We start from the raw sequence: 25,079 nt of genomic DNA, 5'->3' as shown, positions 1-25,079 counted from the left end.
CTAAGCAGCTCCGGAGGCGTGTGTGGAAAAAGTTGCAATCAAAGGTGTGGAGGTTAGCCGTTTCATTCTAGGGACGAATCCAATCAGCGGATTTTCCCATCAAAGTATAGAAATGGACCAGCGAATGCTGAGCTGGTTTACATTTGAGAGAATCAAGGCTTTGTTACGGGAAGCTGAGTCGCTTGGTATAAACACCGTCGTAGCGCGAACCGACCTCCGGGTGGTTAGCTTCTTAAGAGAACACTGGGATGAGGGTGGAAAGATTCAGTGGTTCGCCCAGACCTGCCCAAGCGAGGGTCCGCCCGAGCTGTGTATTAATCGAGCAATTGAAGGCGGCGCAAAAGCTTGTCACATTCATGGTGGTTACATGGACCACCAGTTTGTAAAAGGGGAACTTTCCCATATACCTGAGCTGTTTGAAATAATTCGCTCTGCTGGTTTGTTGGCTGGCATAGCGGCTCACGACCCTCGAGTTATAGAGTGGGCGGAAAAAAGCGTTGGATGTGGATTACTACATGTGTTCGTATTACAACTCGATGCGTCGTGATGAAAATCCGGCACACGTTCACGGTGCACAAGAATGGTTTTGGCAAGAGGATAGGGAAACCATGGCGCATCTCATACAAAGGCTTTCGAAGCCGGCGATTCATTACAAAATTCTTGCTGCTGGACGTAATGATCCTAAAGAGGCGTTTGGTTTTGCTGCGAGAGTCATGCGTCCACAGGATATGGTCTGCGTTGGCATTTACAACGAACATAAGCCAGATATGCTAAAAGAAGATGTGGAATTGTTTGAAGAGAGCATTCAAGGTTTGAGGTCCTAGCTAAATACAAGGTACGCTGAAGCAAGCCGCCATATTAATAAACTTATCGTAGCTTGATTTAAGGCCGACAGCTGAATCATTTAGTTGTAAATTTATTAGAGAGCTGAACATTGGATATAAAGCATCAAAATTTTAACATCGTCAACCGGGTGCCAGCTCCAAAAAATCGACTTGCACGCCTGGTCTCAGCCGCTGTTGAGCACAAAATTGTAATTCCAGCGTTCAATGTTCCCTACCTTCCGATGGCTGAGCCGATTCTTAAGACATTGGCGGAGCTTGATACGTTTGGAATGCTGGCAGTCGCGCGACTTGAACTCATAAAGTTCGAGGCAAAGAGCCTAGGCCACATTGCTGAAGAATATCGCCGCCACGCCGACCCCCGAGTGGCAACGCTCCATCTTGATCACACGCCGGTAATTGATGAGGATGGCTTACTTTGCGATTGGGAGCCCCTTATTAAGGAGGCTATATCTTTGGGCTACGACTCGGTTATGATTGACGGCTCCCGACTCCATTTTGAGGAGAATATCGCTGTTACTAGGCACGTCGTCGAGATTGCCCATCAAGAAGGCGTGCTGGTTGAAGCAGAGTTAGGCGCTGTGTTCGGCCATGAACCAGGTCCACTCCCTCCATATGATGAGCTTTTTGCCAGCAAAAAAGGATTTACAGACCCCGACGAAGCGAGGGAATTTGTTCAGCGAACAGGGGTGGACTGGCTTTCCGTTTCGATTGGTTCGGTCCATGGGGCGATTTCCGCGGCGGCAAAAGACCGACCAAAACCCAAGGCTAGACTTGATATTGGGCACTTAAAAAAGCTGCGCGATGCGACCGGAATTCCTCTTGTCCTGCATGGCGGATCTGGAATTCCACAGTCGTACATTAATGAAGCGGTGAAAAATGGTATCGCAAAGATTAACATCGCCACTGACATACGCCAGCCTTACGAGAGTGTTCTCGGTAGCGGCGGAAGTATTTCAGACGCACAGGCGGCGGTTGCCAAAGTAATAAGACATTTAATTTGCGAAGTGTATAAAATAGCAGGGTCAGCAACAAAATTGTCGGAGTTAGTCGGGAAAGTTTGAGCTTTGGGTTGTTGCTTGGTGATTCATTATGAGTTTAATGGGAATAGATATAGGCACGACAGGTGTAAAGGCGGTAGTTTTCGATGAGAAGGGTAGCCAGCTTTCCTGGGCGTACGAGGAGTATCCCCTCCTATTTCCGTTTCCAGGAGCCTGTGAGCTCAATCCTCACGTGGTGGTAAACGCTGCTTGCCGAGTGATTGAGAAAGCGGCGGGCGCTGTTCGGAGTTTAGATCCTGTAAAAGCTATTGGCATTGCGTCGCAGGGAGAGGCTTTCACTGCTATCACCTCCTATGGCCAGATGATAAGTAGCATAATGGTTTCATCCGACGCTCGCGCTGCCTCGCTTGTTGGCCCTTGGAGCACGGAGTTCGGCGTCGAAAGGCTTTATCGAATAACAGGGCACACACCATATCCTATGTATTCTTTATATAAACTCTTGTGGCTTAAACAAAATGAGCCTGAGAAATGGGACAAGGCGCTGAAGTTTCTTTTCTGTGAGGACCTACTTGCTTGGGTACTGACTGGTGAAGTAAAGACCGATTATACGATGGCCGCCCGTTCGATGCTTTTTGATGTTAGCCGCATGGAATGGTCGGCGGAGATTTTAGAAGCCGTTGGACTTTCTGCTGACCGATTGCCTGAAGTGATTCCTTCTGGGGAGGTTGTCGGCACTGTCAAACCTGAAATGGCTGCCAAGCTTGGTTTGGCAAATGGTATTAAGGTGTCAGTCTGTGGTCATGATCAACCCGTTGGGGCACTTGGATGTGGAGCAGCCTCGTCAGGCCAAGCTGCATATTCCATCGGTACGACTGAATGTATTTGCCCTGCTATTGACCACCTTGTTCTAAGCGATGAACTCATGAATGCTAACTTGGCAACTTATCCGCATGTATTACCAAACATATACACCACGGTTGCATTTAATATTACTGGTGGAAGTGTTCTACGATGGGTACGCGATAATTTTGCAACCGAGGAGGCAGAAGAAGCCAGAAGGAATGGAGAAGATCCCTACGACCGAATAATATCGGCGGCAGCAGAAGAGCCTTCGCGTGTCATACTTCTTCCCCACTTTGGGCCAACAGGCACGCCCCACTTTGATGCCCAAGGGGCTGGATTGCTATTTGGTTTGACCCTTTCGACCAATCGGTCGGAGGTCCTGCGTGCATTTCTAGATGGTATCACTTATGAAATGAAATGGAACCTATCAATCTTAAGGGATGCCGGTTTCTGCCTTGCTGAGCTAAGGGCCGTTGGCGGCGGGGCGAAAAATGATACTTGGATGCAGATAAAAGCTGATATATTGGGTATTCCACTCACCACAATGCGTGTTACTGAGGCAACTTGCATGGGGGCTGCTATGCTTGCAGGCGGAGGGGCAGGAATACTAGATATTGAAGAAGCAATTAGGACATGGGCGGTACCAATACGAACTTTCGAGCCCCGTCGCGAATATGCTTTGGTATATGAAGAGCGCTTTGCTATATATCGCGAGCTATATTCATCTCTTGCTCAGGCACGACAAATGTTAAGCGAAATGAAGTAAAGGAGGGTAATTTTATGAAAAGGATTGTGTTAGTTTTAATTATTAGCACAGTTCTGGGTTGCCTTGGTTATGCTTCTGAGGGGATCCCCCCATGGTTCACACCGCTTTTTAATGGCAAAGACTTGACAGGCTGGAAGCACGATGCCGAGGTTGAGAAACATTGGAAGGTTGTAGACGGCGTGTTGGAATATGATGGCAAGGGAAAGAACCTTGTTACCGAAAAGAACTACCGCAATTTTATTTTGATAGTTGACTGGAAAATCCCAAAAGGTGGAGACAGTGGCATTTATTTGCGTGGAAAACCTCAGGTGCAAATTTGGGATAATCCCATTGGTTCGGGCGGACTATATAATGACAATAACAAGCCAACAAGGAATATGGACAGGCCAGTTGGTGAATGGAATCGCTTTGTCATCATTATGCGCGGCAAGAAGGTGACCGTCGTCGAGAATGGTGTTCAGGTTGTTGATCAGGTGACGATGAATAGCATAGGCGGCGTGCCGGATGAGGGACCAATTGAGCTTCAGCATCACGGTACCAAGCTTTGGTTTAAGAATATCTATATTCGAGAATTGCCTTAAGGAAAGGATGCACAATGAGCGAATCACGAATTGGTGCACAACTCTATACTGTGCGCGAGTTTACGCAAACTCCTGCGGATATTGCCAAGACAATTAAAAAGATTCGAGAAATTGGATATGAGGCGATCCAGGTATCTGGCCTTGGCCCAATCGACCCGCTTGAGCTGAAGAAAATTGTTGACGGTGAAGGTGTTTATATTTGTGCTACCCACACTCCCTACCACCGAATGCGGGACGAAACGGAACGAGTCATCGAAGAGCATCAACTGTGGGGATGTCAGCACATTGCACTTGGTGGGATGCCCCAAGAATACCGAAATGCCAAGGGCTTCCATCAGTTTGCAAAGGAAGCTTCTAAGGTGGCAAAGAGGCTAGCCCAAGGTGGTCTGACTTTCAGCTATCACAACCATAGCTTTGAATTCGAAAAATTCGGCGACAAGATTGGCTTAGAAATCCTTCGCACCGAGAGCGACCCCACTTACTTCAATTTTGAGATTGACACATATTGGGTTCAGTATGGTGGAGGCGACCCAGCAGAGTGGATTTTGCGGTGCAAAGACCGCGTTCCATTGCTTCACCTGAAGGATATGGGCAATAGGGGCGGCCAGCAAATCATGATGGAGGTTGGCGAGGGCAACCTGAACTGGCCTGAGATATTGGAAGCTGCTATGGAAGCCGGAGTTGAATGGTACCTTGTTGAGCAGGATATTTGCGAAAGAGATCCATTCGAGAGCCTAGCAATCAGCCTTCGCAACTTAAGAGAGATGGGGTTAAAGTAGAAGTTGAGGGGGGAGCTTGGCTAGCAGAATAGCGGTTGTCCTAATTCGCTTTTAGGCGGGCAGTTAAGTGGGCAATGCAGGTGTATGAAATCCTTCAATCCGAGCTATGCTTGCTTGTGACCTAGGCTGCCACTAAGCTTGCGTTCCTATCCATAATTAGACGTCGTTGAGGGATAAGGCTTTATTTTCCGGTTGTCGAGATCAAGCTTTTGGAATTGGAGGCAGGGCAGGTATGAACCTCGTTTGGCTAATTGTATTTTGGCTAATGCAAGCGGCGGCACAGGTGTTTTTTAAGTATGGTAGCGCCCATCCAAGCAAATGGTTGATAGGTTATATCTGCGGCAATGTTTTTGGAGCCTCAAGCATATGGTTTCTAATGTTACTCTATCGTTCAATGAATCCAAATGTTGCACTTGGCTTGGGTACTGCTGGCGGATTCCTGGGCGCTCAAATAGCAATTCTCCTGATTTTTAGCCCAAAAGTGTCGCCAATGCAGTACATTGGAATGGCGGCAGTTTCCATAGGCATGGCACTTTTTATTGTGGGTAATACTACATAGCGCCAAGTATCCCTTATTTGTTTAAATGTAAGTTTGTGAGAACTCCCTGTGTAATGTTAGCTAATCACCGCAAGCTTTCCCATGTTGACTCTAGACGTTGCTAATGGTATACTCTTATCAGAAGAAGGTTTGCGCATACGGCTACCTTGTTATTTGAGGTGAAGCCGATGGAACTCGGCGAGCGGAGAAGCAGAATACTGGAAGCAATTGTAAATCAATACGTGAGGACTGCGGAACCGGTAGGTTCGGAAACGCTAGCGGCGAACTACAACTTTGGAATTAAGCCCGCGATGATTCGTCATGAGCTTGCGGCTATGTCAGAGCTGGGCTATCTAAAACAACCGCACAAATCTGCGGGCCGCGTGCCATCAGACCTTGGCTATCGGTACTATGTTGACAAGCTAATGCCTGACCCCAAGCTGGGGCGAGCAGAAGCTTCGCGTGCAAGGGCGGCATATAATCCTTATGAGAGCGAAATTGAGAACATCCTTTTACAGACGTGCCGGATTCTATCTGGATTGGCCCAATATACTTCTCTGGCAACTAAGCCACAGATGGGCACCATAAGTATTCGCCACGTAGCACTCTCTCCAATTGGCCGAGGCAAGCTTCTTGTAATCACTGTACTTAGCACCGGACATATTGATCACCGATTGCTAGATTGGGAGAGCGACCTCAACACTGTTGACCTTAATTCTATTGGGAATCTGGTTAACGAGCGTCTACAAGGTGCTGAGTTGCGCGAATTTACTACTAGGATTAGAAATGCTCTGCCGGCGGATCTTTTTAGAATGACCGCTCTTTACAAAAAGGTGGTTGCCCTCGTAAAGCAGGCGCTGGTTGCAGCTACTGATAGCGAGGTTTTCATAGATGGAACAAGCCACATTCTCAAGCAGCCGGAATTTTCCCGAACAGAAAAGCTTACGATGATTCTCGACGCCCTAGAAAAGCGCAAAGTACTATTCCAGGTTTTGAGCACGGCATTGCTTGGCAAGGATGTAACCGTCATTATCGGTGAGGAAAACCAGTTCTGTGAGCTAAGCGATTGCAGCTTTGTTACAGCAAACTATCACATCGGCGATCGCGTATGCGGGAGCATAGGAGTTGTAGGGCCTACAAGGATGGACTATCGGCGTGCAGTGGCCGCTGTTGAGCTAATGGCATCGAGCCTCAGCCAGATGCTGACCCAATTAAGTATTGGATAATCAGCATGCTACGGCGGGTTTCTGGATACCTAAATCCCTCAGCCCCAGGATCCCTTCTTAAGTTCAAAAATGAGTTCAAACATTAAGCAGGTAAGTAAGTCGGCGGACGTAGATGAGCGCCTTGCGGCATTGCTTGCGAATGCAACCGCAGTGCGCGCGGTTGCTTCGTCTGTTGAAGGAACACTTGGACCTAAAGGTCTGAACTGCATGCTCGTTGACAAGTTCGGCGACGTGACAATTACCAATGATGGCAGCACGATTCTCGACAAAATTGATATAAATCACCCTGCCGCAAGGTTGGTTATTCGTACAGCCAAGGCTCAAGATGAAGAAGTAGGCGACGGCACAACTACCGCTGCCATCCTAGCTTCTGCCCTTGTAATGGAAGGGGTCAGCAGGGTGTCGAGAGGCGTGCCGGTGACAAAGGTAATACAAGGGCTTTCCATTGGTATGAAGAAAGCCCTTGAGGTATTGGAAGCCGCAAGCAGACAAGTCAAGGACTTCGACGACCCGCTTCTGTGGCAGGCGGCTTATATCGCCGGAAGAGAGGATGCCGAGATTGCAGATTTGGTCGTCCAAGCGGCGAAGCTTGTGGGTAAAGAAAAACTGGCGGAACCAGCATTCAAACTTGCTGATACTATTGTTGCAAAAGAAGGCGCGCAGAACGAAGTATTTACGGGTCTCATTATAGAAAAAGAGCGCATGAACAGCCAGATGCCGCGCTCGCTCGAAGATGTCAAGGTTTTGGTAGTTGACGACGCGCTTGAGCCCGAACGAATGGAAGATGATGCACTTGGCACAGAATCGGGTTTTGCGCGGTATGTCCAACTTCAAAACGAGTTTTGTGAGAATTTGCGAAAAATCGTTGATTTAGGAATTGGTCTCGTTGTTGCAAATAAGGGCGTTGCAGATTTGGCAGAGGAGTTACTTACCGATGCCGGTATTATAGTTCTCCGTCGCGTATCTACGAGGGACATAGCAAGGATTGTGGAACATACAGGTGCTAAGACAATAAAGCGAGCGGGTCTAAAGAAACCGCTTGAGGAGTTATCTTTGTTTGTCGGGCGATGCGCACGGGTATATGAAGATGAGAGGTTGGAACATACGCGTATTATGGGCGGAGTTGGGAAGCCTGCCGCCACACTACTTGTCGGTGCAGCAACAAGGGAGGTCAGAGACGAACGCGAGCGGATAGCGCGCGATGCCGCCTCAGCAGTTCAGGCCGCTATTATAGGCGGCGTTGTTCCAGGCGGTGGCTCTATCGAGATTGCTGCATCAAGAGAGGTTTCTTTCCTGAGAGACGGAGTTAAGGGCATGGCAGCCTATGGCGTTGATTGCGTGGCGGAGGCCCTTAAGAAACCTCTGAGCCAAATCGTTGCAAATGCTGGGTTCAACCCCCTTGAGAAAGTCGAGGACGTGATAGCCGCCCAAGCAGAACAAGGCAAGGTTTCACTTGCCATTGAATGCGATACTGGCGAAGTTGCCGATATGTGGGAGCTGGGGGTAGTTGATCCCTTAAAAGTTAAAGTTCACGCTCTAAAGGCTGCTGCTGAAATTGCAGACGCCGTTCTAAGGATTAATACCATAATTAAAAAGCGGAATGATGACACCGAGGCGGCTGCTCAGCCGCAAGCAGGCAGTTGAACGGAATTCGCTTTTGGTGTGAAAAAACATATCAGGGTTAAAAATTGTCCAATTCGAAAAGAACAAGCTGTGAAAATTTGTTCATTGAGGTAGAAAAATGGCGAATAAACGAAAAATTCCAATAAATGATAATTCAGCGCAAAACTCCTCTGAGTCTGAGGCACAACACAGGGATAAAGAGCTTGAGGAGACTGGCGTAGTTCCGCCTGAGGTGTTTTCAGAATCGCCAGAAGAAGCGGATGTTGTCGTGGAATCCACCGCAGAAGAGGTACTTCCCGAAGACATTCGCATCTTAAAGGAACGGTGTGAGGAAGCAGAGAGGCGAGCGGAGGAGGAACATGACAATTTCCTTCGGACGCTTGCTGATTTTACTAACTACCGACGCCGCGCTAGGGAGGAGCTGGAGCAAGTAAGGAAATTTGCTACCGAAGACTTTATTATTAGATTACTTCCGATTCTCGACAACTTCGAAAGGGCTATCAAAGCTGCAGAAGAGACAAAGAATTTTGACTCTCTGCATGGAGGTGTAATACTCATCCTGCGTCAACTTCGTGATCTCCTCGCGAAGGAAGGCGTTGAACCGATAAAAGCCGTTGGTGAAAAATTCGACCCAATGAAGCATGAAGCTGTTGCACGTGTGGATACGACGGAGTACCCCGACGAAACTATCATTGAAGAGGTTCGGACAGGGTACACCATGAATGGCCGTGTGATAAGACCGAGTGCCGTGAAGGTAGCCCACCATCCCAGGGTGGAGCAAGATGGTTAAGGTAACACGACGTGTTCCGCATTACAGCATACCACCCGAATAAAGGCGTCCAAATTATAAAAAACATAGCCCAAATTAGCGATTTTATTGCCGATCCAGAGACTATTGTTTGGTTGGACGCTATGAATCCTTCGAAAGAGGAGATGGAAAAGCTCGCTTTAGAGTTTGGTTTCCATCCGCTCGCGATAGATGATTATTTTACTCCACATCACAGGCCTAAGGTTGACGAATATCCAGGCTACCTTTTCTTGGTCTCGCACTTTGTAACATACAACCCAAAGAAGGAAGATGTTCGGCCGATAGAGCTCGATATTTTTGTGGGCAAAAACTATATTGTAACCCTACATAAGCAAGAGCTCACAGTTCTCCATGAGGTTGCGGATAGATGGAGTCGGCATCCCCAGGCATTTGTGGGCGGTGTTGGACTGCTATTGTACGATATTCTTGACGCGCTGGTAGACTCTTATTTCCCCATCCTTGACCAAATAGACGAAAGGCTTGACCAAATTGAGACCAGTATATTTAAGCAGGAAGCAGCGGAGTCCCCAGAAAGAATATTTCGGCTAAAGCGAACCTTGCTGGTCTTGCGAAGGATTGCAACTCCACTGAGGGATATGTTCAATATCCTAACCCGAAGGGACCAACCGCTTCTTTCGGAGCAGGCCGTGACATATCTGCGCGACATTTACGACCACACCTTGCGAATTGTAGACACCATAGATACCTACCGTGACATCCTGGCAAGTGCGCTGGATGCCTATCTCACGGTAATTTCCAATCAGCTCAACGCCGTGATGAAATCGCTCACGGTCGCAGCGACAGTCTTGATCTCAGTGGGATTGGTAGCGGCTATTTATGGTATGAATTTCCGTTACATGCCGGAGCTTACTTGGCGATATGGTTATCCTTACGCTTTAGGCCTAATGGCATTGATTGGTGTCGTTCTTCTCTATTACTTTAGGCGTATTAAGTGGTTGTAATATCTTAATTTTAGTGTAGGTGCTTAGTTAGCCCTTGTGCCCCAACTTGCTTTGAAAAACCCCAAAATTTCGTTATCCGAATAGTTTAAGCTCTTTTTTCTCCTGGGTATTAAAAAATTGCGATAGACACTTGTCCACAAAACGCAAAATCCTAATTCGCTAGGGCATTTGAGAATAACATGCTTAGGAGGTGAGAGATATGAGTTTAATGAGATGGGAACCATTCTCTGAGCTAAGACGCATGCGAGAGGAGATGGACCGTCTGTTCGAGGAATTCTGGAGAACTCCTTTACTTGTGATGCCACGAGAGGAGGTAATCTCCCCGGCGATTGACATGTTTGAAAGAGATAACAACATAGTCATCAAGGCTGAGCTTCCTGGCCTAAAGCGGGAGGACGTGGAAGTAACGGCTACGGAAGACAGCATCAGCCTGAAAGGCGAGTTCAAGCGCGAGGAGGAGGTTAAAGAAGAGGGCTACTATCGCCGGGAGAGACGAGCTGGTAGGTTCTATCGCAGCATTCCCATGCCAGTAGCCATTAAGCCCGAAGAGGTTAAGGCTATGTTCAAGAACGGTGTCCTAGAAGTCGTAGCTCCAAAGGCCGAGGAGGCGAAGGAGAAAGAGAAGAAAGTCCCTGTTGAGGGATAATAACTAAGTGCTAATTACGGGCGGCCGAGCCGGTTAGGCTCGGCCGCAGGGCTTTATGAAGCAGTAAATAGACAACCAAAAGCATGAGGAAAGGGGAAAGAAAAGCATGAGAAGCGCAAGGTTAGCACTAATGTTGAGCTTGGCCGCTATGTTTGTGCTGGGATTGCGTGCCCAGGCGGCCGATGTGTACAATGTGGACCTGAAACCCGTAGGGGATCAGGGAGTGTCTGGTTTGGCCACGATAATTTCGGCCAAGGTTTCGGGAACTAGCCCATATTACAATGTCGAGGTAAACGCCCGAGCGGATAAGGCCCCACCGGCAAACATGGTCTATGAAGCATGGTTTGTTGATAACGATGCCAACTACAAGCTTAGCCTCGGGGCTTTCACGGGCATGAGGTTCAGCGCAAGAACGAGGCTAGTCCGTTTTTCAGACGCCATGCCATTTGATATGCTGGCGGTTTCTCTTGAACCGGCGGATGATTCCAATCCAATGCCGACCACTATAGTCGCTCAAGGCAACCTTCCTGGCAGTCGTGTTTCAGCGGCTGATTTCTCGCGGGTTGCAGTACTTCCCGAGGATGAGGCGTTCCTAAGCCACATCATCACTCAGAGATTTGGGTTGAGCAGTGACACGGCTAATGATTTACGGATGCGTGGTTGGAGCTATTCGGATATAGCCGTTATGGCAAATGCGGCTTATAGGTGCAATAGACAGGTGTCTGAGGTGGCTTCAATGCTTGAATCCGGGAAGACTTGGAGCGACATTGCACAGTCATGCAATATGACAGTTGCTGAGCTTCTCACTCCCGTGCCAAGGGTAGAGGTTGCAGGGGCCCTGATGGAGTTGCCTTCTGCTACGGCGCCCTCTGGTGTGGTTGCACCCCTGCTTTACTATAAGAGAGGGGCAAATAACGCACCGCTCATAACTCAGCAGAAGTGGAATGAACTCCGTGTTCGTGGCTATGATTGGCAAAGTGTGGCTATAGCGGCGAATATTGCTGCCGAGACGGGGGAGAGTGTTGATGACCTGCTTCGCATCAGGAGAATTCAAGGGCTACCATGGCAAACCATCATCATTGACCGTGCTTTAGATATGAAAAAGATGATGGATGTGAGCGGTTGGCCGTTTAGCAAGGATGAGGAAGAGATGCAGACACCTCCACCGTTGCCGACAGCACCGGCGCAATAGGAGAGCTAAAAATCTTGTTTGGTGAAATGTTCGCACGGGAGCGGATAAAACCGCTCCCGCTTTTACTTTTGGGTACAATGATTGCGTGGGCTTATAATTTCTCCAAACCCCGCTATGACGTTATCAAACAGGCTTATGCTTTGTAGTTTGAGTATTGGTAGAATTATTCCAATCACGCATGCAAGCGCAGCCCCGAAGACTGCTGTATTCACATATAGCCAAGGTAGAAGAGCGCTTTGAAGATGGGAGGGTGTTAGAATCCGTGCCAAATTCGACGCACCCCATGCGGTCCACAGCGCGAGCAGTATCAAAGCTCCCAACAAAATATAAACCCACATCGGCTTCTCAATTTCATACTCAATTTTAGTGCATCTCTCGTCTTCCGGCTTTATATAGATTACTGCATGTTCTGCAAGCATCTGCCTCTGCCTTAAAGGAAGTCTTACTGAATCCTCCAGGTTTTCTGGCCAATCGGCATACATTCTAGCTCGAAGGTCGGCGGTCTCTTGGTCCAGCCATTCAACTTGAATCCCTGTTGGAAAGCTGCTTTTCCCAAACATTGCCGCCATAGAGAGAAGACTAGATTTATCCTCTTCACGCTTCAATAGGTTTTCCAGTGTAATTTCGCCCAAAGCATTAATGCGTTCTTTGACTGCAATAGGTGATGTGGTGACGACGAATGCTCTTGCTGCCCAACTTCTCATGCCGAATCGGCGCGAATGCTCGAATGGTCGCTGATAAGGTGATAAGCGGTCAACCCATCGTACCCAGCGCTTATATACAAGAACAGCTGGTATTCCTAGCAACACAAGCACCCCAAATTCTGCGAGTAGTACCCATAACAATGCGCATGCAGCTCCTTGCTATTCTCAAGTTCTCTAGCATAAGCCAATTCGACACCTATCATATATTTCCCTACACATAGTACTGCTTGACCTCCTTTTAACACAATTCTATAATGGTTTTGCTGATTCAGGAGTGCGCGATTAGCAGGAGGCATATCGTGGAGAGAGCTGGGGGCGACATATCCGGGGGTTCCAATATTATCTCATGTGATCTTGAACCTAGAATTGTTTTAAGTCTTAGGCTGACATTGCTAATTGCTGCCCTAGCGGATTTGTACTTACTTGTTGACCTTCTTGTTCGTTCGCACAGCCCCTTCAATTTGGCGTTTGGAATCTTTGTTATAGCAATTTTAGCTATAGTTATTTGGCTTTACACTCGCATAGCTATAAGTTTTGCTGTCACCGATTTTGGCCTGCAGTTGATAACAATCCTTGGCTCGAAGGAGAGCATCAAGTGGTCCGAAATACGCCTCCTCCGAGGAAAGAGCAATCGGGCAGTGCTGGTTTCTGAAGATCGTCCTATCTACTATCTGTATCTGTTTCCGAAAGATGCAATGATGTCTCTTGCAGCAGTGTTGCGCGAAGCCAGCAATGCGCGAGTTATCGGCTTTGGCGAGAAGCTGTGAGCAGTCTCAATGTTTAATCCTGATAACTATATAGACCGCATCGAGGAATCTAAAAAGCGGCTGGAAATAACATGGAGATTTGAAGAGCCAGACCGCGTGCCAATTCAAATAAGCACTGGCGGCAGCTTCTATGCGAAGCTTTTTGGCTATAATATCCGCGACTACTACACCGACCTAGAAGTCTGCTTGGAAGTACAGCTCAAGGGTTTGGAATGGGCATTTGATGAGCTGCAAGACGATAGAGTCAGCTATGGGCTCCATCTGGATTTTGGGCCAATTGGCGAAGGGCTTTATTTTGGCTTTCCAATCGAGTATCCGGACGACACATCCCCATGGGTTGTGAAGGCGATTGAGACGCCGGAGCAAATTGAGGCATTCGAAGTGCCAGACCCTGCCGAGAGTCCAGGAATTCAGGAAGCCTATCGCCGAATTGAGAAATTTAAGGAGTTGGTCGAAAAACGTGGAATCAGATTGCCGGCAGGAGGAGGTATTGGAATCCATCCACCATTGAGCTGTGCATGTGCCCTAGCCGAACCAGAGCTTATATTCTCACTAATGTATGAAGCCCCCGACTTAATTCACCGTTTCTTTGCAAAGCTCCTAGAAGCATTCTGCCGGCTTCAAGACTATCGCGACAAACTTGCTGGTCGGAAAACAGAGAGCATCGGTTTGGCTGATGATCATTCTGCATTTATCTCAAATGCAATGCACCGAGAATTTGTCTTTCCATACAACATGGCAATCTATGAACGATACGGCAAGAAGGGTCGGCATCTTCATGCCGACGGCCCAAACGACCACCATTTCGAGATGTATGCGAATGACATGAAGCTTACTAGCATGGATATCGGTGGCTTTAGCGATATAGCGAAAGCCAAACCGGCATTACATGGAAAGACAGTTTTCTCTGGTGGGCTAAATTGTCGGGATTTGTATTATGACTTGGAGACTGCAAAGCCGGCTATTGACCGCGCGATACGCATTGGTGCGCCCGGAGGTGGGTTTATCCTGGCGGTTGGCGGCGAGACCTACGTAGGAGTTAATCCTAATACCTTGGTGCAAGCGGTAAAGTACGCAAAAGAAGTGGGAAGATATCCGATTAGAATTTAGCATGGCTAACCGCTGAGCTATGCAAGCAAGGAGGAATGGATGAAGGTCTATATTGTCACCGACCTTGAAGGCGTTGCCGGAGTAATTAGCAAGGAGCAGACCTTTTCAAATCAGCCTGATTACCCCAAGGCTTGTGAGTGGCTTACCCAGGAAGTGAATGCCGCAGTGGAGGGTGCCATTGAGGGAGGTGCAACCGATATCTTGGTGATTGATGGCCATGGGGCGCGTGGCGGACGTAATTTCGTTTATGAAAAGTTGACCCGTGGCGCGAGGTATATTCAAGGCACGCCCTGGACTGAGTATCTTCAAGCATTGGATAATTCCTACGATGCTCTTTTTCACATTGGTGCTCATGCAATGTCTGGAACTCCCGGCGCCGTTCTTGAGCATACTATGTCGTCAGAGGGATGGGTCGAGATGACAATCAATGGCAAACCGATGGGCGAAATAGGCCTTTGTGCGGCAATTGCTGGGGAGTACGATGTGCCTTTCGCGATGGTGAGCGGTGACGACAAAGCCTGCGCTGAGGCAGCCGCCCTCTCGCCGGGCATCGAGTGCGCAATAGTGAAATATGGAATCAGCCGCACTAGTGCAATTTTATTGCCCATTGAAGCGGCTCGAGACCTTATACGAGAGAAAGCAAGGGAGGCCATTAGTAAGGCAAAGGAAATCAAACCCTTCAAAATTCAACCACCCATTGAATTAATCGTAACATACTTTCGCACAGATATGGTAGAAAGGATAAAGGAACGGAAGGGCGTTCGCAAGGTTGGGCCTCTGACAGTTGCCTACACAGGGAACAGTGTGAAAGAGGCTTTTGCTCGCGTCCTTGGAGCCTGAGCCGCTGGCAAATATTGAAAAGGGAGAAAAGGGATTTAATACTGGCTAGTAGTGCTTATTTACGATTAACTTTTCAAAAATCAAAGACAGGAGGTAAGGCTATTGCATGATTTGAGTAACCTTAAGGGGGTCATACCTGCGCTTATAACGCCTCTGACTGACGGCCTTGAGTTTGACGAAGCCGGGATGCGGCGGTTGATTCGCTTCGTACTTGAGAGCGGAGTGCATGGCGTCTTCGTCATGGGATCTAGCGGAGAATTCTATGCATTCACACCGGACCAGCGTAGGCGCATCGTTGAATTCGTGGTGGACGAAGTAGCTGGCCGCGTACCCGTCTTTGCTGGAATTAGCGATGCAGCAACTGATTTGGCGATTAGAAACGGCAAGGATGCAAAGAAGGCTGGTGCAGATGCTGCAGTACTTGTGCTTCCATACTATGCGACACCTGTTCGTCAGGAAGATATGGCGGCACATTTCCGTTATGTCAGGGAACATATAGACATGCCGCTAGCAATGTACAACGTCCCGCAAGCAGTCAAGGGCTTCATCAAAGCCGAAACGATTGCAAGTCTTGCTGAAGATGGAACTATATTCGCTCTTAAGGATAGCACTTGTGACTTCAATCACTTCCAGCAGGTAATCATAAAGCTGAAGGAACGGAAGTTTCCCATCTTTCAGGGTAGTGAGCCCCAATTGGCGGCTAGTGTGCTAATGGGAGGCCATGGTGGTGTTCTAGGCTTGGGAAACGTTGCGCCTAAACTGTGCGTAGATATATACGAAGCGGCATCTGCCGGACGAGCAAAAGAAGCAGCAAGGCTTCAGACAATTATGACTGAGTTATGGGACCTATTCTGGGCTGCCGAATCAACGATAGGTGGAATGAAAGCGGCTGTATCTCTTCTCGGAATTTGTGGGCCGGCGACTATGCGTCCAACGCCAGCGGCATCTCCTGCGGCAATGGAGAAAATACGCTCGATTATGAAGAGAGCAGGCATCATGCCTCAGGCATAAACAATATTTCAATTGGAGGTTCCACCAAATGGCTTGCAGATATTTTTGTGTGATTGCGCTTTTGGCCTTTATGTTTGTAGGTGTTGCCCAGGCGGCTGACACTAGTAAAGGGCCGTTCCTTTGGGAAGCTGATACTACTTTTGCCGCATTTGCTGACAAAGCAAAGATAGATTCCTACCTTGATAACCTGAAGGCTCACGGCATTAACGGCATTTGGGTGCAGGTCGAGATGTATACCCAGGGCACGGTAAATTATAAGAAGACCACCCTAACCGGCTTGCCGACTGCTCAAAAATTCAAGACTGGCCAGTGGGCAAATGATGACTACCTCAGTTACGTTATCGCGCAGGCAAAAAAGCGAAATATGAGCGTAATAATCAAGTTCCATGGCAGCAATGATGTTTTGTGGGATAAGAATCCAAATTGGCGAATGAAGGATAGCAAGGCAAATGATGTTCTTTGGGGCGGTAAGTTAAAAAACTTTTGCGTAAATTCGCCATATTGGGACAAGGTTTTCTTCCCTATGATTCGCGAGATTGGCGCGAACTACGCAGTAGATGGGTTTTACTTCGATACATGCCAGGTGGTGTTTCCTAACTCGGATACATGTTTCTGTTCCAACTGCCAAGATAGGTTCCAGAAAGAGACTGGGAAAAGGCTTCCGATGAAGCCTGTCGACAAAGAGAATTGGAACGACCCGGTAGTCAAATTGTATGCCACTAAGCGTGTTGAGTGGCTAAATGAGTTCTACCAGAAATACCGCAAAGTAGTTGATGAAGCTAAACCTGGCGCGATTGCTCTCCTAAATGTTAGCGGCGGTTATAATTCTTATAAGGATGGCCTTTCGACGAGCGCTGCTGCGGAAAGCGTCACCATGCTCACGCCTGAACCGGTCAATACTCCGCGGATGTATGCTGCCACCGAGAATCTCAAGCGCAAGAAGGCTGGACAGCCGCCTCTTGACGAGCGCGAACTTGCCAAGCAAGAGATTAGCTGGAACATGAACAGGTATGGCTACAACGAGTTCATGGTCAAGACAATGCTTGCGGACGGCGGTGGCAAACCTGTTATCCCAATCAGCCGATATTGGTTTACCGACGAAGCTGCTGGGCTAATGGGACCAACTGACCTAGAGATTGCACAGATTGAGTCGGGCATAGGCGGTGGTGCAAAAGGCTTCTGCTTCTTTGGATATTTGGGTACCGCCATAGAGAAAGGTACTGTTAGTAAGACTGCCTGGGCTGATTCGAAGTTTATTAGCTATCTAAAAGGTTTGACATCCGGTGAACATGGAAGGTGGATTGCTGACATGAAGCCGGATGCTCGAACTTGCATAATTTACGACAGGGGCGCAAGCTTCTGGAACGGAGACTATTGGAAACGCTTCCGGTCGGTAGGCGGCGTCTACTCTCTGCTTCAGTGTTGGAAAAAGAACCCCGTTGAACTTATTTCTGTCGGTGATCCTACCGAACCTGGAGCGCCGTCACGAAGGCTCAACCTAGATGAGCTAAAGCGATATCGTGCCTTAATCGTTCCGGGTCTTGACCATGTAACTAGGGAAGACTTGGAAACCCTTCGCGCATACGTCGAGGCAGGAAATGGATTGCTCCTAATGGGAAGCATAGGGTCAGAGAAGAAACTGGACGGCACGTCCATCGCCGATGATGCCTACCAAATCTTTGGAATATCTACCGAGGGTGGTCCTGAACCTTCGGGGTTTGTGATAAAAAAGGAGAAGCATCCAGTGTTCATGGCTGTAGAAGGGACGGGGAGTTTTGGTAGTTTCCGAATAAGTCCGGATAAGAATGACGCAGCGAGTTACAAACCGCGGTATGATGATACGTGGTCGGTGATGGCTGAAGAGGTGACGGATTCGGGAAGGCGAGCTTGCGTCTTGGAGAAGCGAATAGGGCGCGGGAGAATTGGCTATATTAACTCAAGCGAGGCGAAAGGCTTCACAGGTCAAATGAACCAGCTATTTGTTAATTTTGCAACCTACATCTCTGGCACAAGCCAGCTAATAATGCCAGTCGGCATGTCGCCTGCGTCGAGTTTAAATGTGTTCAAATCGGAGGATGGCCTTACGAGATATCTTCACATTCTCACTCCAGACGGCGAGTCTAATTTTGAGATAAGGTTGTACGCTGACAAAGGCTACTTCCCCGTCTCAGCTGAAATGATGCAGTCCGACGGCACCATTACTCCAGTTAAGATGGACGTGGCTTCTCCGAGCGGCAATTCAGTTATTAAAATTGATAAAATCAAACCAACTTGGGCAATTATAAGAATAAAAACCGAAAAGCGCTCATGACTTTTACATTGGCTAACAAAAGCAATTTAGAGGCTATTGTTCAGTAGCTAGAGATTAAGTGGGAATGGGGGAGTAGGGAGCCTATGATAATTATCCCTTTCTCCCATTCTGCTTATTATATTGGGAGGAGAACAAATGCATTGGTGGCAGCGTCCGGTCAGGATGATGAGGCTCGACTATGTTGACAAGCTTGAGCGGATGAAAGACACTGATCTTGATGCTCTAGCTCGAAGTAAACGCGATGATTGGCATATCAACTGCGAGTGGGTTATAGGCACGCCGGGCATTGCGCCAGGTCTCGGATATATGACAACATTTAATACTCAAAAATTCGAGAAGTATCCGGCACTTGGTGACTTTGACCTTATTCGTGAGTACCTCCCCTATGCGCATAAATATGGCATTCATGTGATTGCTTACCTTAACATGCACTGGTTCTCCTATGAGTTTGCCGACCGAAACCCAGGATGGGAACAAGTTTTGGCTGATGGAACGCCTTATGGCAGGGTACGTCCGCTTTATGGGAATGGAACAACCTTTTGCGTGAACAGCGGCTGGCGGGACTGGGCACAAGAACTGATTGTAGAGTGCATGAAAACTGGCATTGATGGAGTATTTCTCGATGGACCAGTAGTTTATCCTGATTGTTGTTACTGCGACTCTTGCCGCTTGCTGTTCGCGGAGCGGTATGGGAGAGAAATTCCGCCAGCCGAGGATTGGAGTAATCCAATCTGGAAGGACTTTATAGAGTTCCGAGAGGATTCGCTAGCGCAGTTTCTTGCAGATTGCCGGGCTGCGGTGAAGTCGGTGAATTCTGAAGGGGTGATTTTCCTTAATGCAGGCAGTTGGCATGCTGGCGCGTGGAGAGTAGCGCGCGATATTGAGAAAGTTGGCCCGTACGAGGACTTCAACGGCGCTGAGGCGTTTTTTCACCCAGGGCCTAGGAACCACATCCTGCATTTCTGGTCAACGGCGGCAAAGCATTTGGTTGCGGGAAAGAAACCAGCAGTTGTTTTCAGCCACCATGCGCTAGGTTCGTGGCATTATGTTCCTTTGCCTCCTGTTGAAGCAGAGATTGCAATCGCACAAACAGTCGCGTGCGGGGCAAATCCCTGGTTTGCGGTTTTTGATTATGCTCTCGACCACAGCCGCCATCTAGCAGTTGCACCGATTAAGAAGATTCAAAGTTTCCTTGAAAAGAATGAAGAGTATTATTGCGCAAGCACATCGGCCGCTGAGGTAGCTTTGTACTTCTCTAGGCAAGGTGCGACTTTTTATTTATCGGAATTAGAAGAACTATACGGCGAACAGGGAAGCGGCCGGGAGCAAGATTTAATTGCAGACCTGGGAAGCGGCAAACGCATTGTTGATTGGAAAAAGCGAAAGCAAATCTGCGACGAGCTCCACGGCAACACATACCTTGGTTATTTTACTTCCCTGGTTCGCGAGCACATACCATTTGACGTTATACTCGACTCCGACCTGACTCATGAAGGGCTTGCAAAATACAAGGCAATAATTCTTGGAAATGCCGCCTGTCTATCGGATATGCAGGTTGAGACGCTGAGGCAATTTGTTGAAGAGGGCGGCGGCCTCATTGCCGAATTTGAGACAGGGAGGTATGATGAAAGAGGCAATCGGCGCAAAACAAATCCGCTGGGCGAAATTCACGGCGCATTGGATATACTTGAAGTGATGACCCCTTCAGTTGCTGAAGAGTATGTTAAAGTCAAAGATAAGCATCCAATTACTGAGCAGTTCAATCTGGGTCAGCTTATCGCGCGCCCACAGTTTAGTGTTAAGATTAAAAAGGTGGACTTGGGGGAGGCACCTGTTATCTTCATGAACCCAACCGGGAGATTGTATTCGGGTCTAACCGGCGAGTCACCACATCCCGCGGTTATCGCTAACCAGGTTGGAAAAGGACGTGTTGTTTATTTCCCAGCCTTAGTCGGCGAGTTCTACGCGAGATATCGAATGTGGGAATACCAAGCCCTTATAGGCAATGCTGTTAGATGGGCATGTGGTGGCACTCTTCCAATATTCGTTGAATGCCCTGCATCTGTCGAGGTTGAGCTCCGAAGACAATCGAGTCCAACTCGGACGATTATTCATCTTGTCAACAACACGGGAGATATGCAAAGACCAATGTCGGAGATTATCCCTATTCGCAATATTCGAATAGCCTTAAAAACAGAAAATGCAAGCCGTGTCTACACGCTCTGGGCCCAACTGAATTTGAATTTCAAGCGCACAGACGTGGGTATCGAATTTACAATTCCGGAAATAAGTACCTATGAAGTAGTTGTAGTAGAGTAGACTTATTTGGCGTATGGAAACAAACTAAATACTTCTAATGAGAAGAGTAGCTTATGGTAGACGATCACAAGTACAGCGTCCGTCGAATAGTGGCATATAGACATCCCGACCCGGAACAACCAAAGGAGGTATATGGCCCACTTGGGCCAGATCGAACCTATGGCGTTGTACTTGAAGTCATGCTTGTTGGGGAGGGAAACCCTCACTGGGAATATATAGTGAGGAATAGCTTCACCGGTGAGGTGCGGCAGATTGCCGAAAGCGAGATTTTCCACGGAGCTGACTGCGAGTATTTGGATTTTTACAGGCGTGATTCGATATTTCTCACGAGAGAATCACCTTCTCGATTCGATGACGAGGATGCAAGGAGCCAGCACTGGCAACGTGCGCTTAAACGTTTTCTCCGAACAGGGGTGCGAAAGCTTCGTGAACGCGAGGAAAAGGAAGCTCGTGCGCGAGAAGAGGGTGTCAATCTCGGCCTTGCCCCAGGGGATTATGTTAGGGTTCGGGGCGACCTCCGCCCAGAAATGGAACAATATCATAACCTATATGGCAAAGTCTTAGCAGTTGCACCTGCAGATATCGAGTCCTTGGAGGTTGGTCCTGGGAAGGGTGGCATGTTGCCTGGCGTTTACAAGGTGCTGAAATCCTACCACATCAAGCTAGATAATGGCGAAGAAGCTGACTTCTATGACGTGGAAATTAAGGCGGTTTATACAACAAATGGAAGACGCAAGATACTAAATTGGCGAGCGGCATCATTTCTTGCAGAGGCATTTGGAGATGAGCCGCCTTATCAAGCCGACCTTGAATACCTCTGCTCGCATGTATTTACGCGCGCTGAACTGGAGGGGAAAAGTAACGAGGAGCTTGCCGAACTATTGGCAAAGTTGATATTTGTTAAGGGCCAGGCGACTTTAGAGGAAATTGAGGAGAAACGAGCGGCGTTGGAAAACTCGCCGACGACCTATCTTGTAGACCAAATACTGGCTCTTTCACGATTCGATATGTCTAAAAACCGCTCGCTTACCGATGAAGAGATTGAACAATCTCGCATTGCCGATGCCAAACTTAAGGAGTTGTTTGAGTAGGACTTTCCTTAAGTTGCGAGCCATCCGCCGTCAATAAATATTGTAGCTCCTGTGATGTAATCCGCTTCTTCAGATGCTAAAAAGACTGCTAGGTTGGCGATATCTTCAGGAGTGCCCACTCGCCCCTTGGGTATTCGCTGTTTGACGAGTGTTTCAAGGACGCCTTCTTTTTCCAAAGGGGAAATCATAACAGTTTTTATTACCCCTGGGCCAATTGCGTTGACGTTTATACCATAAGGTCCCAGCTCAATCGCCATCGCCTCTGTCATGCCTGTTATTCCACCTTTTGAGGCGGTGTAATGCACAAGGTTCGGGAAGCCTATGCCGATTTGGCCTGATGCAACAGAAGCGATGTTTATGATTCTGCCCCAGCGTCGCTTAATCATGTCTCGGGCCGCTGCCTGGGCACAGAGAAATTGCCCTCGCAAGTTTATATTTATTGTTTCATCCCATTCTTCAGGGGTAATTTCAAGGAATGGCTTGAACTTTGCAATGCCCGCGTTGTTCACCAGTATGTCTACTTTGCCAAACGTTCGAATAGTCTCGTCAAAGAGATTATCTACTTGCTCTTTTGAGCTTACGTCACATAAAATTGCATGGCCCTTTGCGCCCTGCGACTCAATTTCTGCTACTACGGCTTTGGATTTGTCTGGATTTATGTCAGCAACCACCACTGCTGCGCCTTCAGAAGCCATTGAAAGCGCAATTCCTCTGCCAATTCCTTGCTGAGCACCGGTCACTACCGCACATTTTTCACGTAGTTTCATGTCTTGGGTCTCCTTTCAAAATAAGAACGCGACAATCTTGGAGGAATTATACCCGTGATGGTGATGGGATAAAGATGGAGCGTTGTTGAAAAATTACTTTATTTTGTATACATGCACTTCTAGCGGGGCAAAGTTGTCGCTCCAGGCACCGTCTTTTGCTTCCAATGTGCGGGATTCGAAGACGACCTCGATGCGTGCGTTCTTTTGGAGACCCTTTAGATTAAAGGTTGCTTTGCATGCGTCTGAATTGTGATTTACAGCAAAAACGTAGAAGGCATCTCCTACTTGCTTGACCATTGTATCTATGGGCGCATCTGCCGGCGATACAGCAAGGGCACCTTCAATATTTCGAGCAAGGAGCGCTGGTGTTAGGAGCTTCATCTCACCAGCCAATTTCTTAACGGTTGCCCAATGGAGTGGGTAGTCGTGAATATAGTACCTTGAGCCGAGGTGAGCCCAGTAAATGATGCCCTTTGCTCCATGAACTAGGGCAAGGTAGGTCATGCATCGCTCTTCCTCGGGTGTTGGCCTATGTACTTTATCTACCTTTCCAGTTTTCCAAACATTCCAGTCAAATGCTTGTAGAACCGCCCATACAGGTTTGTCCTTGCCAACTGCTTTAATGGCGCCCGACACGCAGTCGGTGACATAGGTTACGGGTCTGTATGGTATAGGATATGGGTCAATCCACATTATATCCGTACATAGTTTGTATTTTTCAGCCGCCTGGGGGCTCATTACAACCAAGGAACAAGGATGCTTTGGGTCTGTTTTTTTGATAAGTTTATAGCGGTGAAGTACCTCCTCGACTGAGGCCTTTCCAATGCCTTCGGGCTCGTCAACAACATACCAACCGAGAAGAGCTGGGTGGTTCTTGCGCAATTCAATATCTTTGACAATAGCTTCGTCGGTGAGAGTCTTTCCTCCCTCTATGCTGAAGGGAATTGTAGGGTAGATAAAAGCTAATATCCCGTTGCGAGCCGCCGCGTCCAAGAGGGGGGTCACTGTTTCGGGTGTGTAAGCATAAAAAACGGTCATGTTGAACCCAGCAGCTTTGCCCTCAGCCATAACTGCATCGTGGTTTTTCCCGTCTTTATTCTGCAAGGTGTATATTCCTATTGGGAAAAACGGCTTCCCATTTACGTTCAAAAATCCGTCTTTGTCAAAGCTAATCTGCGGGCTAGTAGAGCCGAGCATTGGGATTAAGCTTAAGAGACATATGGAAAGCACGTCACGCAACCTCATGGAATCCTCCGATGAATTATTACTTTTGCTACCGAGCGGCAATATAACAAAAAGACGCGAATACGTCAAATGCTTGCTAGTTTTAGCTTTGATGCTGTTAAAGCAGGAAAGGCGGCAGAATGGTTTTTAATAGCAGTGGATAGCTGAATTTGATACAATGAATCGCCATGGCTACTAATCTTAAAGCTGAGCGATTAGCTCGATTCATGCTGAAGAAAGTCAACAAAGCAATTTATGAGTTTGGAATGATTGAGGATGGCGACCGCATAGCTGTTGCGCTCTCGGGCGGAAAGGATAGCCTCAGCTTGCTGTATATCCTTAGATTCAGGATGCGTTTTGTGCCTGAGAAATACAGCGTCGTTGCCATTCACGTCGTCGGTGATGCTAGAGGGTCGCACCTGCCACCATACCTAGAGCTTGAGGAGTGGCTCCGGGCGCACGAAATCGAATATCTGGTTCGACAAATGTTTGTGCCCGAGGGTGAGGCGATTCCGATGACCTGCGAACGTTGCACTTGGAACCGCCGGCGCACCCTCTTTGAGATGGCAAGGGAATTGGGATGCAATAAAGTAGCATTTGGCCACCATCTCGATGATTTGGCAGAGACTGCCCTTCTTAATCTCATTTATCATGGAAGATTGGAAACAATGGCTCCGTGTGCGTCCTACTTTGGCGGAATGTTTAAGCTAATTCGTCCCTTAGCTTATGTTCCGGAGGCCGAGATTAAACGCTTCTCTTCGCTCATTGAGTTGCCCTTCCCTCCGCCGCCTTGCCCGAGGGGTGAGCAAACTAAAAGACAGCTAATGAGGAAATTAATTGAGGAATTGGGTAAGGATGCTCATAGGATTAGGGAGAATATTGTGCGAGCAGCATTAAAGAGCGAGATTTATGAGAAGGAATCTTTAAGGAGGGCAGAGGATGAGAAATAGCAGTGGCAATTCAGGAAACCCAGCGGCTACTCTTGGCATTGGCTTTGGCTCAGTACTAGCTGCGCTTATTTCGTGGTCACATACCACCTCGGTAGTGTGGACCTTCGTGCACATGATCTTCGGCTGGTTTTATGTAATATATGCGTTAATTGTTGGGAAGGCTCACTTGCTATAGGTG

The 25,079-nt window shown here is 48.0% G+C and carries 25 protein-coding genes; 22 read left to right on the top strand and 3 right to left on the bottom strand.

Features of this window, described 5'->3' with window-relative positions; genetic code table 11:
- Positions 1–22 precede the first annotated feature (22 nt).
- From QHH26_07685 to QHH26_07625, 13 genes are all read left to right on the top strand, one after another.
- The gene (locus QHH26_07685; GenBank protein MDH7481838.1) at positions 23–547 is read left to right on the top strand and encodes a hypothetical protein; all 525 of its coding nucleotides are present in this window, start codon (positions 23–25) and stop codon (positions 545–547) included.
- Positions 516–824, top strand: coding sequence for a hypothetical protein (locus QHH26_07680; protein ID MDH7481837.1), 309 nt, complete (start codon positions 516–518; stop codon positions 822–824). The genes QHH26_07685 and QHH26_07680 overlap by 32 nt, the downstream gene beginning before the upstream one ends.
- Positions 825–934: 110 nt before the next feature.
- A complete protein-coding gene (locus QHH26_07675; protein MDH7481836.1) occupies positions 935–1,906 on the top strand; it encodes a class II fructose-bisphosphate aldolase in 972 nt (323 codons plus the stop codon).
- A 28-nt stretch (positions 1,907–1,934) separates the two neighbouring features.
- Entirely contained in the window at positions 1,935–3,452 is a 1,518-nt protein-coding gene (locus QHH26_07670) for an FGGY family carbohydrate kinase (protein ID MDH7481835.1), read from the top strand.
- Between the two features lie 14 nt (positions 3,453–3,466).
- Positions 3,467–4,033, top strand: coding sequence for a DUF1080 domain-containing protein (locus tag QHH26_07665; GenBank protein MDH7481834.1), 567 nt, complete (start codon positions 3,467–3,469; stop codon positions 4,031–4,033).
- Between the two features lie 14 nt (positions 4,034–4,047).
- Positions 4,048–4,812: a sugar phosphate isomerase/epimerase gene (locus tag QHH26_07660; protein MDH7481833.1), complete on the top strand. Its 765-nt coding sequence runs from the start codon at positions 4,048–4,050 to the stop codon at positions 4,810–4,812.
- Between the two features lie 232 nt (positions 4,813–5,044).
- Positions 5,045–5,371, top strand: a complete 327-nt coding sequence (locus QHH26_07655) for a hypothetical protein (GenBank protein MDH7481832.1) — start codon at positions 5,045–5,047, stop codon at positions 5,369–5,371.
- Positions 5,372–5,538: 167 nt separating this feature from the next.
- Positions 5,539–6,576: a heat-inducible transcriptional repressor HrcA gene (hrcA, locus tag QHH26_07650; protein ID MDH7481831.1), complete on the top strand. Its 1,038-nt coding sequence runs from the start codon at positions 5,539–5,541 to the stop codon at positions 6,574–6,576.
- Positions 6,577–6,645: 69 nt separating this feature from the next.
- Positions 6,646–8,220 (top strand): TCP-1/cpn60 chaperonin family protein, encoded by a 1,575-nt coding sequence (locus QHH26_07645; GenBank protein MDH7481830.1) that lies wholly within the window; start codon positions 6,646–6,648, stop codon positions 8,218–8,220.
- Between the two features lie 97 nt (positions 8,221–8,317).
- Positions 8,318–8,989, top strand: coding sequence for a nucleotide exchange factor GrpE (gene grpE / locus QHH26_07640; protein ID MDH7481829.1), 672 nt, complete (start codon positions 8,318–8,320; stop codon positions 8,987–8,989).
- Positions 8,990–9,000: 11 nt separating this feature from the next.
- On the top strand, positions 9,001–9,969 hold the full coding sequence (gene corA / locus QHH26_07635) for a magnesium/cobalt transporter CorA (GenBank protein MDH7481828.1): 969 nt from the start codon (positions 9,001–9,003) through the stop codon (positions 9,967–9,969).
- Positions 9,970–10,168: 199 nt separating this feature from the next.
- Positions 10,169–10,615 (top strand): Hsp20/alpha crystallin family protein, encoded by a 447-nt coding sequence (locus tag QHH26_07630; protein ID MDH7481827.1) that lies wholly within the window; start codon positions 10,169–10,171, stop codon positions 10,613–10,615.
- A 106-nt stretch (positions 10,616–10,721) separates the two neighbouring features.
- On the top strand, positions 10,722–11,807 hold the full coding sequence (locus QHH26_07625; GenBank protein ID MDH7481826.1) for an anti-sigma factor: 1,086 nt from the start codon (positions 10,722–10,724) through the stop codon (positions 11,805–11,807).
- 62 nt (positions 11,808–11,869) lie between these two features.
- Here the strand turns inward: QHH26_07625 and QHH26_07620 are convergent, their stop codons facing one another.
- The gene (locus tag QHH26_07620) at positions 11,870–12,652 is read right to left on the bottom strand and encodes a hypothetical protein (protein MDH7481825.1); all 783 of its coding nucleotides are present in this window, start codon (positions 12,650–12,652) and stop codon (positions 11,870–11,872) included.
- 158 nt (positions 12,653–12,810) lie between these two features.
- On the opposite strand from QHH26_07620, the gene QHH26_07615 reads away from it, so the two are divergent.
- The 7 genes from QHH26_07615 to QHH26_07585 all read left to right on the top strand — a co-directional run bounded on the left by QHH26_07615 (position 12,811) and on the right by QHH26_07585 (position 21,960).
- Positions 12,811–13,278 (top strand): hypothetical protein, encoded by a 468-nt coding sequence (locus tag QHH26_07615; protein ID MDH7481824.1) that lies wholly within the window; start codon positions 12,811–12,813, stop codon positions 13,276–13,278.
- A 9-nt stretch (positions 13,279–13,287) separates the two neighbouring features.
- The gene (locus QHH26_07610) at positions 13,288–14,388 is read left to right on the top strand and encodes a uroporphyrinogen decarboxylase family protein (protein ID MDH7481823.1); all 1,101 of its coding nucleotides are present in this window, start codon (positions 13,288–13,290) and stop codon (positions 14,386–14,388) included.
- A 39-nt stretch (positions 14,389–14,427) separates the two neighbouring features.
- Positions 14,428–15,228: a M55 family metallopeptidase gene (locus QHH26_07605; protein MDH7481822.1), complete on the top strand. Its 801-nt coding sequence runs from the start codon at positions 14,428–14,430 to the stop codon at positions 15,226–15,228.
- 102 nt (positions 15,229–15,330) lie between these two features.
- A complete protein-coding gene (locus QHH26_07600) occupies positions 15,331–16,239 on the top strand; it encodes a dihydrodipicolinate synthase family protein (GenBank protein ID MDH7481821.1) in 909 nt (302 codons plus the stop codon).
- Between the two features lie 28 nt (positions 16,240–16,267).
- On the top strand, positions 16,268–18,550 hold the full coding sequence (locus QHH26_07595; GenBank protein ID MDH7481820.1) for a family 10 glycosylhydrolase: 2,283 nt from the start codon (positions 16,268–16,270) through the stop codon (positions 18,548–18,550).
- Positions 18,551–18,685: 135 nt separating this feature from the next.
- Positions 18,686–20,869 (top strand): ThuA domain-containing protein, encoded by a 2,184-nt coding sequence (locus QHH26_07590; protein MDH7481819.1) that lies wholly within the window; start codon positions 18,686–18,688, stop codon positions 20,867–20,869.
- Positions 20,870–20,922: 53 nt separating this feature from the next.
- Positions 20,923–21,960, top strand: coding sequence for a hypothetical protein (locus QHH26_07585; protein MDH7481818.1), 1,038 nt, complete (start codon positions 20,923–20,925; stop codon positions 21,958–21,960).
- Between the two features lie 8 nt (positions 21,961–21,968).
- Here the strand turns inward: QHH26_07585 and QHH26_07580 are convergent, their stop codons facing one another.
- Entirely contained in the window at positions 21,969–22,727 is a 759-nt protein-coding gene (locus tag QHH26_07580) for a 3-oxoacyl-ACP reductase family protein (GenBank protein ID MDH7481817.1), read from the bottom strand.
- Positions 22,728–22,820: 93 nt separating this feature from the next.
- Positions 22,821–23,972 carry a hypothetical protein gene (locus QHH26_07575; protein ID MDH7481816.1) on the bottom strand — a complete coding sequence of 384 codons (1,152 nt, stop codon included), beginning with the start codon at positions 23,970–23,972 and terminating at the stop codon, positions 22,821–22,823.
- 167 nt (positions 23,973–24,139) lie between these two features.
- On the opposite strand from QHH26_07575, the gene QHH26_07570 reads away from it, so the two are divergent.
- Together QHH26_07570 and QHH26_07565 are read left to right on the top strand one after the other, a co-directional pair.
- Complete coding sequence (locus tag QHH26_07570; protein MDH7481815.1) at positions 24,140–24,901, top strand: ATP-binding protein; 762 nt, start codon at positions 24,140–24,142, stop codon at positions 24,899–24,901.
- Complete coding sequence (locus tag QHH26_07565) at positions 24,891–25,076, top strand: hypothetical protein (GenBank protein ID MDH7481814.1); 186 nt, start codon at positions 24,891–24,893, stop codon at positions 25,074–25,076. The genes QHH26_07570 and QHH26_07565 overlap by 11 nt, the downstream gene beginning before the upstream one ends.
- Positions 25,077–25,079: the final 3 nt, after the last annotated feature.

It is taken from the genome of Armatimonadota bacterium, assembly GCA_029907255.1.
GTDB lineage: Bacteria > Armatimonadota > UBA5829 > DTJY01 > DTJY01 > JAIMAU01.
Note: the sequence above shows the minus strand (reverse complement) of the source record. Positions and strands in the feature narration are given on the sequence as shown.

Bases quoted from the DNA above. Each gene is read 5' to 3' on its own strand.
- QHH26_07625 (MDH7481826.1), top strand. From the start codon at position 10,722: ATGAGAAGCGCAAGGTTAGCACTAATGTTGAGCTTGGCCGCTATGTTT.
- grpE (MDH7481829.1), top strand. From the start codon at position 8,318: ATGGCGAATAAACGAAAAATTCCAATAAATGATAATTCAGCGCAAAAC.
- QHH26_07575 (MDH7481816.1), bottom strand. From the start codon at position 23,972: ATGAGGTTGCGTGACGTGCTTTCCATATGTCTCTTAAGCTTAATCCCA.
- QHH26_07680 (MDH7481837.1), top strand. From the start codon at position 516: ATGTGTTCGTATTACAACTCGATGCGTCGTGATGAAAATCCGGCACAC.
- QHH26_07595 (MDH7481820.1), top strand. From the start codon at position 16,268: ATGGCTTGCAGATATTTTTGTGTGATTGCGCTTTTGGCCTTTATGTTT.
- QHH26_07645 (MDH7481830.1), top strand. From the start codon at position 6,646: ATGAGTTCAAACATTAAGCAGGTAAGTAAGTCGGCGGACGTAGATGAG.
- QHH26_07605 (MDH7481822.1), top strand. From the start codon at position 14,428: ATGAAGGTCTATATTGTCACCGACCTTGAAGGCGTTGCCGGAGTAATT.
- QHH26_07660 (MDH7481833.1), top strand. From the start codon at position 4,048: ATGAGCGAATCACGAATTGGTGCACAACTCTATACTGTGCGCGAGTTT.
- QHH26_07610 (MDH7481823.1), top strand. From the start codon at position 13,288: ATGTTTAATCCTGATAACTATATAGACCGCATCGAGGAATCTAAAAAG.
- QHH26_07580 (MDH7481817.1), bottom strand. From the start codon at position 22,727: ATGAAACTACGTGAAAAATGTGCGGTAGTGACCGGTGCTCAGCAAGGA.
- QHH26_07570 (MDH7481815.1), top strand. From the start codon at position 24,140: ATGGCTACTAATCTTAAAGCTGAGCGATTAGCTCGATTCATGCTGAAG.
- QHH26_07630 (MDH7481827.1), top strand. From the start codon at position 10,169: ATGAGTTTAATGAGATGGGAACCATTCTCTGAGCTAAGACGCATGCGA.
- QHH26_07665 (MDH7481834.1), top strand. From the start codon at position 3,467: ATGAAAAGGATTGTGTTAGTTTTAATTATTAGCACAGTTCTGGGTTGC.
- QHH26_07565 (MDH7481814.1), top strand. From the start codon at position 24,891: ATGAGAAATAGCAGTGGCAATTCAGGAAACCCAGCGGCTACTCTTGGC.
- QHH26_07590 (MDH7481819.1), top strand. From the start codon at position 18,686: ATGCATTGGTGGCAGCGTCCGGTCAGGATGATGAGGCTCGACTATGTT.
- QHH26_07585 (MDH7481818.1), top strand. From the start codon at position 20,923: ATGGTAGACGATCACAAGTACAGCGTCCGTCGAATAGTGGCATATAGA.
- QHH26_07655 (MDH7481832.1), top strand. From the start codon at position 5,045: ATGAACCTCGTTTGGCTAATTGTATTTTGGCTAATGCAAGCGGCGGCA.
- QHH26_07670 (MDH7481835.1), top strand. From the start codon at position 1,935: ATGAGTTTAATGGGAATAGATATAGGCACGACAGGTGTAAAGGCGGTA.
- hrcA (MDH7481831.1), top strand. From the start codon at position 5,539: ATGGAACTCGGCGAGCGGAGAAGCAGAATACTGGAAGCAATTGTAAAT.